Origin of the sequence: Nocardia sp. NPDC047648 (assembly GCF_040642815.1) — a bacterium.
Classification (GTDB): domain Bacteria; phylum Actinomycetota; class Actinomycetes; order Mycobacteriales; family Mycobacteriaceae; genus Nocardia; species Nocardia gamkensis.
The window spans coordinates 1-8,339 of record NZ_JBEYSX010000034.1 but is presented as its reverse complement, the minus strand read 5'-3'; the positions used below and the strand labels follow the sequence as shown (position 1 = coordinate 8,339).

Below are 8,339 nucleotides of genomic sequence, written 5' to 3'. Positions count from 1 at the left end.
GAGTGGTCCCAGCTGGGATCGAACCAGCGACCTTCCGCGTGTGAGTCAGGCGCATCGATGCAGGTCAGGACAGTAGCACACGCTGTCGTGTCCCCCACGTGCCCCCGATCCCTCAGTGCCTCACGATGATCGTGCGGGGCAGTTCCACCGCGCTCCCCCTGGCTGCCAGCTTGCTCAGCTCGGCGGCGACCTCCTTGTCGCGGCCGTCGACAGCGTGCAAGTACCGCAAGGCGGCAGCCGTGGAGGCATGCCCGAGTCGCTTCTTCAAGTCCGCCAGCGTGGCCCCGGTCGCCGCAGCCAAGGTCTGGCCGGTGTGACGAAGATCATGAAAGCTGACCTCTACCCCGACCCGATTCCGGGCCCGGACGAACGCCTGATAGATCGCGTTGCCCCGCATCCGCTGACCGTCCTGGCCGACGAACAGCCAGGTAGGCCCAGACCACTTCTCCAGGTGCTCGACCAGGAACGGCCGCAGGTGCGGAGGGATGGACACTGGCCGCTTGCCCGCGTCGGTCTTCGGGTCCTTGTCGAAAGCCTCGCCGGACTCCAACAGCTCCACCCGATTTCGCCGGACCCAGACCTCATCGGCCACCAGGTCCAGGTCCACGACCGCCAGGCCGATGATCTCGCCACGTCGCAGACCGCACCATGCCGCCAGCAGCACCGCCGCCCGATACCGGGGAGTGATCTTCTCGACCAGTTCGGCGACCTGCGCCGGAGTCGCTACGGTGCGCTCCTTCGCCCGGTCAGAACCAGCGCCCTTGATCGTGCACGGGTTTGCCGAAATCGCGCCGTCCCGCTTCGCCTGGTTCATCACGGTCCGCAGGAACCGGTACGACTGGGCGATAGAAGTCTTGCCGCCAGTACCGGCGAGGGCCTTGGCATGCCAGCTGCGCACCACCGGCGGCGTAATCGCGATCAGCGGCTTGTCCAGTAGATCCGTCATATGCAGACGCATGTTCCGCCTACATGTCTCCTCCCACCGCGGACCAATGTCCGGGTTATCACGCAGGTACGCCGAGGCGTAGTCCCCGAACCGCTGCCGCCCGATCCGCTCATCCAGCCAGGCGCCCCGACTGATGTCGGACTCGACGTTGACCAACCACCGATCGGCGTCGGTCTTGGTGCGGAACGTATTGGGCGCGTTCTGCCGCTTGCCATTCGGGCCGATGAACGACGCCTGATACTTGCCGGAAGGCAGCTTGCGGACTTTGCCGAACCGCCGTCGCGCCATCAGGCCACCGCCTTGCCGCCGCTCCAGCGGACCTCGATCGGTTCGACCCTGCCCGCCTGGGCGTACGCCTCCAGGTCCGACACCTTGAACCGCACATGCCCGCCGACCTTGTAGAACACCACCCGCCGTTCCGCGACCAGCCGACGAATGAACCGGACACCGGTACCGAGGTACGCCGCCGCCCCCTCCACGTCCACGTATCTGGACTCGATAGTCATCGTTGGACCTCTCCCCTATGCCGCTGTGTCTTCGGATGAATCGTGTTGCGCTGCAGTGGTTTCACTGGGCCGCAGATCTGTCGGTAGGTCCGCGAGCTGGGCACGGGTGTACTCCGCTTGCCAGGTGATCTTCTGAGCGACCATCTGCATGATCAGGTGCTCCCGCGGAGGCACGTTCGGGTCGCCCGGCTCTACCGGGGTGATCTGCAATCGGGAGATGACCTCACGAGAGATCCCGGCTTCGGCGAGGCGTTGCCGAACGAACTCCGCGCGGTCGGCCTTGTGGTCGGCCAGGTCCTTACCGGTCCACTTCCGCGACACCAGCACCCGACGCCCACGCAACCCCAACGTGTCGCGTCGATGAGCCTTGCCCTTGCACAAGCCGGGGATGGTCTTGGCGGTGGCGCCCTTGGGGACGATGCCGTAACGGAACCACACCCCACAGCTCGGGGAGCACGGCGTCTTGCACAGCTGCGCGTGCAGGCGGTCGTAGTGGTCGGCCGCGCGCTGGGTCTTGGCCTCCAGCACGTCTCCAACCGACTTGGTGAGGTACTTCGTCAGGTAGCCGATATGCCGCCCGGCTTCTTCGGTGCCGCCGAGGATGCCCTTCGCGTCGACCTGGGTACCGAACCGCACCACATGCGCTGGTTCCAGCTCGTCCACGGTGTCCATCAGGTCCAGAGCCTCAGTGAACGTCGGGACGGGTTCGCCGGTGTCGGGGTCGACGAATCGGCCGGCGGTGTAGTCCCAGTACGGCATCCGGTCGGTGTAGACCTCGTGGTCGAAGTGCGGCCACCACACCTGGTGATAGGTCGCCGCCGCCAACTGTCGGATCAGTTCCTTCGGGTCGGTACCGCGGACCCCGATGTGGATGTGCGGGGCCCCGCGCTTCTGCGGCTCCACCGTCGCGAAGTACTGCACATCCCGACCCGAGGCACGGCGGTAGTTCTGGATGAACCGATCGAACAACGCCGAGAAGTGGATCGCGTCCCGAGCCGCACGTCGATAGTCGTAAGAGTCCGGGTCGACCGGGGAGCCGTCGGAGATGGGCTTGCCCTTCTCGTCCACCCCGGCACCGTCGCGGTTGATCCGGCCATACGAGGGCAGGGTGAGGGTCAGGAACAGCGAGGGCCGGTACTTGCCCGCGTACACCCGCCCCACCGTGGTCTTGGCGACCTTCTTACGCGGCAGGTCCGGCTGCTCCTGGCGCCGCCTGGTCGAGCGCTTCCGCACCGGCTTGGGCTCCGGGTCCAGGCTGGGCAGCTTGCCCTTGATCCCGGTCGCGCGCAGCTCCTCATCCAGATCGGCCACGACCTCGCGGATGCCGTCCATCGCGTCTTCGTCGCCGTCGTCGCGGGCCTTGTCGTACTCCTGCATCAGCGCCGCCCGCGCGGTCAGCAGGTCGGTTTGCTGCTGGGTCGGTGGGTTCTTGTCCTCCACGGGTTCCTCCTCGATGTGCCAGCCCTCCCGGGCCTGCTGCTGACGAAGCCTCAACGCCCGCGTCGCACACGCCGGGCACACGCACTCCAACGTCGACTTACACGGGGCCCCAACATATTTCGAGCAGTGCGTGTCCAGGTCGGTAGCGAGCATGGCCAGCGGTCGACGGCACACCCCGTGCTGCTCGGCCATGTCATAGGCCAGCTCGACCACGTTGAGCCGGGCGCGCCGATCGGCCGCTGTTTCACGGGCCGCAGCCCCATCACCATCAGTGACAGGGCTGGGCAGTTCCGTGACGTTCTCCGCCGTCATGCCACCTCCACCGGGAGGGCCGTCGACCACGGCGTCCGCGTGACCCGCAGGAGCGTCAGCGCCGCGTCCACCACGAAGTCCGGCGGCTGAAGCTGGGTCTCCCACACGTCGATCGCCTGCCAGGTCAGCGGCACACGGGGCCACTGCACCGGACCGATCACCTCGTTCAGCCGATCCGCGAACTCGTTGAGCCCCAGCCCCATCGACTGCCGGGCCCGGATCAGGACCTCCCGCTTCGGCGACATCCACGTCTCCGGCATCACCACATCAGCCATCACGCCACCGCCCCGAGTTCGATCACGTTGTCCAGATCCACCGGCGGCAGATTGCTCGTGTCGGTGGTCATCAGCACCCACTCCACCGGGTCCAGGCGCAACAGCAGCTCCGCCAAGTCGGTGGCCTGCCACAGCGTCGCGTCGTGCTCCTCGCTGTAGGCCAGGGTCAGCAACTCGCACTCCCGCCACCGCGCGCACATCTCCCGGAACGCCCGCGAACCCACCGGCCCAAGACCCGCCGTCTCCTCGAACGCGATCGACATCCGGTTCGGCCGCGCCAACAGCCAACCCAGCAACCACCGCTCCTGCACCGGCAACGCCTCCGCACCAAACAGCAGAAGCCGCGCGAACTCCTCGCTCATTTCGGTGGCTACTTGGGATTGCGCGAGCTGTGTGTTCATCGAGAAAACCTCCGACCCAACGAGACTGACTGATGCATATCAGTATGCATCACTATGTAGCAGTATGGAAGTGTCTGACCTAGATCGGCGCATATCGGTTTACGTACACTTGCCCGATGGACTCCGCACGCGCTGGCCTTGCCACATATCGGCGGGTGGTTGAGCAGATCAAGGACGAGATCCGCTCTGGCGCTCGCCAGCCCGGCGACCGACTGCCGGGGAACCGTCGGCTCGCCGAAGACTTCAGGGTGTCGCTGGGCACTGCGCAAAAAGCTCTTCGAGTGCTTCAAGACGAGGGATGGGTGGTGACCACACCAGCTGTCGGCGTTTTCGTTGCGACCGATCGGCCGAGCGATCCGATCCACGATCTTGATGACCTTCGCGCTGAGGTTCAGCAGCTGCGCAGGATTACGGATGACCTTGGCGCGCGTCTCGATCGAATCGAGGGCAACACCCAAGGGCGGGGCTGAAAGACCGGCCGTCCCGGTCGGCGTTGTGCGCTTCACGATTTCAGGAAACGTCGACACGGTGTTGCGGCACTACGCTCCGCGATGTCGCGTCTCGTGCGGGACTGTCACACATGTCGCGACTGTTGTAGCGTCTATGTCTCGTCTACTGCTCAGCAGGCCAGGGGAGGGGAGCGCCTATGGCATCTATCCGATTGAAACAACTTCTACGAGAACGACACTGGCAGAAGTACGCGACGTTTTGCCGGGAGTACGACCGCGTGGCATCGGGCGTCGATCCGCAATTGGTCGGTACGGCACCGAGTCGAGGGCAACTGCATCGCTGGCTGGCTGGCGAACTCAAGGGGTTGCCGTACCCGGATCATTGCCGAGTGCTGGAAGCCATGTTCCCCGGATGGACGGCCGAAGCGCTGTTCGAAGCGATCACGGATGGTCCTGTTGCAAACGGACAGGATCATGCTGGCGTCGCTCATCTCGTCCGTGCAGTGGAAGAAGCGTTCAGCGCACCTGATGCCCATCGCGCGACTTGGACTGCGCCGACAGCTCGAATCGGTCGCCCGGCTACCGGACTCGACGGCGCACTCGCGGGAGGCAGCGACATTCCGGACGCCATGCACTTGGTGGCCAAGAAGTTAGTAGCGCTGGCTCGCGTTCTTCGCATCGACGCCCAAGAGACAGCGCGACTGGCAAGTCTCGCGGGTCAGGTTGTCGAGCTTGAGATGCACGTCAGCATCGACATTCGCAGCGATGGACTCTCGACCGTGTGCTACCGGCACGAGCTATTCAATATGAGCGAACACCCCGTGACGCGAATAGCGCGAGAAGTCTGGTTCGAGCACACACCGGACGGAATTCAAATCACACCGTCTACCACTGGATCGCGCAAAGTCATCATCCAGCGCATTCACGACACGCCCGGACTCTCGAAGTTCGCCTGCCAAATATCCCCACCCATCCGGCCAGGTGAGACCGGCACCATCGCATACGAATGTGCTGGCGGACAGTTCGTAAGCGACCACTACTGGCGGCAGGGATTGCCGCGGTACACCCGCCACGTCACAATCACGTTGCGGCACAATGCAGTTGGGCGACTGCTGTCGTACGCCGCCACAGAGGAGCAGGTCAACGGCTCCGAGCAAACGGTGTCAGAAGACCTGATCTGGGACAATGACGGAGATGACGTTCTGGTCACCCTAACTCGTGACTACTTGCGCCCAGGGCAATCTGTCACGGTCCGATGGGACGTCGAGCATATCGAGCGGAAGCGCACCAAGGAGATTCCGAATGTCAATTGAGACCCGGCGAGTGCACGAGACTCGATTCGACATCCTCGGGCCAGCGGGCCCGAATTCAACCGAGACGACACCCCTGTTCGCATACGGAACGCTACAGCTCGCCCCAGTTCTCGACGCCCTGATCGGCCGGGTACCGGAGTCGGCCGAAGACAAGCTCAGCGGATGGCGAGTAGCCCGCCTACCTCACCGCGTCTACCCCGGACTCGTACCCGACCCAGCCAGGTCCGCATACGGTCGGGTCCTAAGCGGCATCACGCCCGCAGAATGGATGCTTCTAGATCGGTTCGAGGACGACGACTACGACCTTGTGCCAGTCACCCTCGACAGTGGCCTCCACGCGATGGTCTACGCATGGAAGAAGCCTGTCGACCAGCTCGACTGGATCGCTGACGACTTCGCAGCATCCGAACTTCCCGCCTACGTCCAGCGATGCACCGCCTGGTTGGAACGCGACCGCGCCGGGAATTCGACGCACTGACTCCCGAGCTGGAAGCCGATGAAGGCCACCGCCCGCGCCCAGCGTCATGCAGGTTGTTGCCGAATTTGGCTATATAGGATCAAGAGCGCCCCGGCGGCGCTTCGCGCCGCCGCCGCGCCAGGCCGCACGACGGCGTCCTCGTCGCAGGCTCCTCGGCCACCGGAGCGGCGGGCGCGTCGGCGACACTCGGCCGCCGGGGCGCAGTGAGCCTCTCTGGCCACTTCCCGAACATCCTCGCAGTGCTGGGCACGCCGAGAGCCGTACCCGACCTACCTCCCGCAGTCCACGACGAATCGGCCGGCACTCTGCCCGGTCCACCGGCTGTGGTCCCGTGGAGCTCCGGACACGTTCATGAGCACGTCACCGCAGTCAGCCGAGCGGGGCCCCGACGGTCACCAGTTCCTCACCAGCCGTGGTGGTCTGACTGATCCGAGGGCTATCACGCCACCAGCGGGCATCAAGAGCGCCTATGGCGTCACTGCGTGATCGGCATTCGCCGACTCTTGACACCCGCCGGAGTCGTGATTGAGACGCCCTCAGCCAGACCACCCCAACCGGAGAGGAATCGAAGATGAACGTCACCGAGCCCACCACCTGCCAGCTTCGCGGATGCGACAACCCCGCCGCGGTCCCGTTCCTCTACGAGTACCCCACCCACGGCGAACAGCGCGGAATCCGGTGGCGCTGCCACCAGTGCGACGCCCAGTACCGCCGCAACCTCGAGACCTTGGCCCGCTACCCGTACTGACTCCGGAAGGGCTTCGGCCCTTCGGTGCCTAGTTGTTGTCAGGGCGCAGCGGCGAAGTTGAGCGACACAGTCCTCGTCGCATTCTCATTGCCTTCAACAACCAGTTGGAATACGTGTCGACCCGGTTCATAGACGTCGAGCTGGACGATCACGTAGATGAACCTGTTCTCCGCCTCGTTGATTCGTGTGACTGCCTGGAAGAACTTCCGTGGCTCACCGCCGGGACTGACGACGTACCCGTCGATCATTCGCGGCTTCCCGACATCTTCGGGCCCAGTCTGGCAAATCATCACGATCGTCAGTGTCACCCGCTCGGGAAAGCCCTGGACGAAGTATGTGTCCAGGACACCACCGAGCACGTCCATTTTGCCCTCAGACACCCGGCAGTACTCTGCGAAGAACGCTCCTGTGATCACCATGGACACGCCACCCGTGTCGAGTTCCCAGGACGAAAGGGGATCGGTCCGATTAGCTTCGGACTTCTTCCGGAACCACTCAGCTGCCTTCATCACTGTCAGCTCTGGTTCTTCGTCCGTCCTCCAGACATCCTGGGCTACGGCCTGCACAAATGCCTCAGCCTCAATGTCTAGGACACGAGGAAGAGTGACGCCGTTCGACGACAGGAAAACTACCGCTGCCAGCCATGCCGTCCGCTTGTTGCCATCGGTGAAGTACTGGGTGGTCGCTATCCCGTGTACGTACGCCGCAGCCTTCAACCACAGATCTGGGAACTTTTCGACACCGCCGAATTCTGTCGCCGGGCGCAAGGCGTTCGTTTCGACACCCGCAAGGTCCGCAACACCCACCCCGCCATCTTGGGCAGCGTTGAACCGAATCAGATCCTCAGCACTCAGGTACTCGATCACTACTTGAGTCGCTCCAGGAGGGTCGACCAGCGCGCCATCTCGCGTTCAAATATGAGGTCGACCTTCTCCCGAGGCACGAAGGTGATGCCTGATTCCTCAGCACGAGCCGAGACAGCCTCAGCCGCCTCAACATGCTGTACCTCACCCATGCATACAGCTTACAAGACCACGACCGCCTCTACTGGATGCATCCGAGGAGAGCTAAGTGACACCACCTGGAGCGCCCTTCGGCCGCTTGGCCCTGCTGTGTGGTGGCCTGCATTGTGTTCACGCGCCCCTCCAGCGTCAAGAGCGCCTACGGCGTCACTACGTGATGGCTATCGCCACTCTTGACCCCGGAGCCTCTACGCGCGAAAGGCAGGCCGATAAGGGGCAGGCGCAGCCAGCCCGCCTCTGGGTGCAACCCACCACCCAACAGGGCCAACCCCGTGCCCCCGGTATGCCCCAACGCCCGGATTACAACGGGCAACCGGGGAGAGTTTTGGCTACAGCTTTGGCTACATGCACCCAAGGGTATGCAAACGAATAATTCCCCGACCAGGCAATATGTCGGGGGGATTGAGTGGTCCCAGCTGGGATCGAACCAGCGACCTTCCGCGTGTGAG

At 64.0% G+C, this 8,339-nt stretch carries 11 protein-coding genes; 4 read left to right on the top strand and 7 right to left on the bottom strand.

Going from position 1 to position 8,339, the window contains the following annotated elements:
• Positions 1-112: 112 nt before the first annotated feature.
• Genes ABZ803_RS35150 through ABZ803_RS35130 form a run of 5 tightly spaced genes read right to left on the bottom strand, consistent with a single transcriptional unit; the run spans position 113 to position 3,880 of the window.
• On the bottom strand, positions 113-1,234 hold the full coding sequence (locus ABZ803_RS35150) for a tyrosine-type recombinase/integrase (protein ID WP_357046181.1): 1,122 nt from the start codon (positions 1,232-1,234) through the stop codon (positions 113-115).
• Positions 1,234-1,452, bottom strand: coding sequence for a helix-turn-helix domain-containing protein (locus tag ABZ803_RS35145; protein WP_357046179.1), 219 nt, complete (start codon positions 1,450-1,452; stop codon positions 1,234-1,236). The genes ABZ803_RS35150 and ABZ803_RS35145 overlap by 1 nt, the downstream gene beginning before the upstream one ends.
• A 15-nt stretch (positions 1,453-1,467) precedes the next feature.
• Positions 1,468-3,204 (bottom strand): replication initiator, encoded by a 1,737-nt coding sequence (locus tag ABZ803_RS35140; protein WP_357046177.1) that lies wholly within the window; start codon positions 3,202-3,204, stop codon positions 1,468-1,470.
• Positions 3,201-3,479 (bottom strand): hypothetical protein, encoded by a 279-nt coding sequence (locus ABZ803_RS35135; RefSeq protein WP_357046175.1) that lies wholly within the window; start codon positions 3,477-3,479, stop codon positions 3,201-3,203. Before ABZ803_RS35135 ends, ABZ803_RS35140 begins: the two co-directional genes overlap by 4 nt.
• Complete coding sequence (locus ABZ803_RS35130) at positions 3,479-3,880, bottom strand: hypothetical protein (protein ID WP_357046173.1); 402 nt, start codon at positions 3,878-3,880, stop codon at positions 3,479-3,481. The genes ABZ803_RS35135 and ABZ803_RS35130 overlap by 1 nt, the downstream gene beginning before the upstream one ends.
• Before the next feature lie 116 nt (positions 3,881-3,996).
• Between ABZ803_RS35130 and ABZ803_RS35125 the strand changes: the two genes are divergently transcribed.
• From ABZ803_RS35125 to ABZ803_RS35110, 4 genes are all read left to right on the top strand, one after another.
• Positions 3,997-4,350, top strand: coding sequence for a winged helix-turn-helix domain-containing protein (locus ABZ803_RS35125; RefSeq protein WP_357046171.1), 354 nt, complete (start codon positions 3,997-3,999; stop codon positions 4,348-4,350).
• 176 nt (positions 4,351-4,526) lie between these two features.
• Positions 4,527-5,642, top strand: a complete 1,116-nt coding sequence (locus ABZ803_RS35120; RefSeq protein WP_357046170.1) for a hypothetical protein — start codon at positions 4,527-4,529, stop codon at positions 5,640-5,642.
• Positions 5,632-6,120 carry a gamma-glutamylcyclotransferase family protein gene (locus ABZ803_RS35115; RefSeq protein WP_357046168.1) on the top strand — a complete coding sequence of 163 codons (489 nt, stop codon included), beginning with the start codon at positions 5,632-5,634 and terminating at the stop codon, positions 6,118-6,120. Before ABZ803_RS35120 ends, ABZ803_RS35115 begins: the two co-directional genes overlap by 11 nt.
• A 571-nt stretch (positions 6,121-6,691) precedes the next feature.
• Complete coding sequence (locus tag ABZ803_RS35110) at positions 6,692-6,868, top strand: hypothetical protein (protein WP_357046166.1); 177 nt, start codon at positions 6,692-6,694, stop codon at positions 6,866-6,868.
• 38 nt (positions 6,869-6,906) lie between these two features.
• On the opposite strand, the gene ABZ803_RS35105 is transcribed toward ABZ803_RS35110, so the two are convergent.
• Both ABZ803_RS35105 and ABZ803_RS35100 read right to left on the bottom strand, forming a co-directional pair.
• Positions 6,907-7,734 (bottom strand): Fic family protein, encoded by an 828-nt coding sequence (locus tag ABZ803_RS35105; protein ID WP_357046164.1) that lies wholly within the window; start codon positions 7,732-7,734, stop codon positions 6,907-6,909.
• On the bottom strand, positions 7,734-7,883 hold the full coding sequence (locus ABZ803_RS35100) for a hypothetical protein (RefSeq protein ID WP_357046162.1): 150 nt from the start codon (positions 7,881-7,883) through the stop codon (positions 7,734-7,736). Before ABZ803_RS35100 ends, ABZ803_RS35105 begins: the two co-directional genes overlap by 1 nt.
• Positions 7,884-8,339: the final 456 nt, after the last annotated feature.

Coding starts and splice junctions, on each gene's coding strand:
- ABZ803_RS35150 (WP_357046181.1), bottom strand. CDS start 1,234: ATGGCGCGACGGCGGTTCGGCAAAGTCCGCAAGCTGCCTTCCGGCAAG.
- ABZ803_RS35145 (WP_357046179.1), bottom strand. CDS start 1,452: ATGACTATCGAGTCCAGATACGTGGACGTGGAGGGGGCGGCGGCGTAC.
- ABZ803_RS35140 (WP_357046177.1), bottom strand. CDS start 3,204: ATGACGGCGGAGAACGTCACGGAACTGCCCAGCCCTGTCACTGATGGT.
- ABZ803_RS35135 (WP_357046175.1), bottom strand. CDS start 3,479: ATGGCTGATGTGGTGATGCCGGAGACGTGGATGTCGCCGAAGCGGGAG.
- ABZ803_RS35130 (WP_357046173.1), bottom strand. CDS start 3,880: ATGAACACACAGCTCGCGCAATCCCAAGTAGCCACCGAAATGAGCGAG.
- ABZ803_RS35125 (WP_357046171.1), top strand. CDS start 3,997: ATGGACTCCGCACGCGCTGGCCTTGCCACATATCGGCGGGTGGTTGAG.
- ABZ803_RS35120 (WP_357046170.1), top strand. CDS start 4,527: ATGGCATCTATCCGATTGAAACAACTTCTACGAGAACGACACTGGCAG.
- ABZ803_RS35115 (WP_357046168.1), top strand. CDS start 5,632: ATGTCAATTGAGACCCGGCGAGTGCACGAGACTCGATTCGACATCCTC.
- ABZ803_RS35110 (WP_357046166.1), top strand. CDS start 6,692: ATGAACGTCACCGAGCCCACCACCTGCCAGCTTCGCGGATGCGACAAC.
- ABZ803_RS35100 (WP_357046162.1), bottom strand. CDS start 7,883: ATGGGTGAGGTACAGCATGTTGAGGCGGCTGAGGCTGTCTCGGCTCGT.